This is a genomic window from Serratia sp. Je.1.23.a, from assembly GCF_051129805.1.
Taxonomy (GTDB): Bacteria; Pseudomonadota; Gammaproteobacteria; order Enterobacterales; family Enterobacteriaceae; genus Serratia; species Serratia liquefaciens.
In genome coordinates this window covers 1-255 of sequence record NZ_JBCPSR010000091.1, presented here as the reverse complement: position 1 = coordinate 255, position 255 = coordinate 1, and the positions used below count along the sequence as shown (strand labels likewise).

The following is a 255-nucleotide window of genomic DNA, read 5'->3' as shown; positions in this document are numbered from 1 at the left end:
AACGTGCGTCGCTGATCCTCCGGCGTACGGCCTTCATCAGCAGTCGATGATGTACGGTGTCGAAGTAACTGGACAGGTCGCCTTCAATCACCCAGCGTCCCCGTGTTTCCCCACAGTCGGTGAGCTGCAATTTCACCGTGCGGATCGCGTGGTGGACACTGCGTTCAGGCCGGAAGCCATACGAAAGTGTATGAAAATCACTCTCCCATATTGGCTCCATCGCCATCAGCATTGCCCGTTGAACAATACGATCAC

1 protein-coding gene is annotated in these 255 nt (G+C 55.3%); it reads right to left on the bottom strand.

Going from position 1 to position 255, the window contains the following annotated elements; all coding sequences use genetic code 11:
- The coding region (locus tag AAZT04_RS26325) for a reverse transcriptase/maturase family protein (protein WP_434682341.1) at window positions 1-255 on the bottom strand (255 nt) is incomplete at both ends.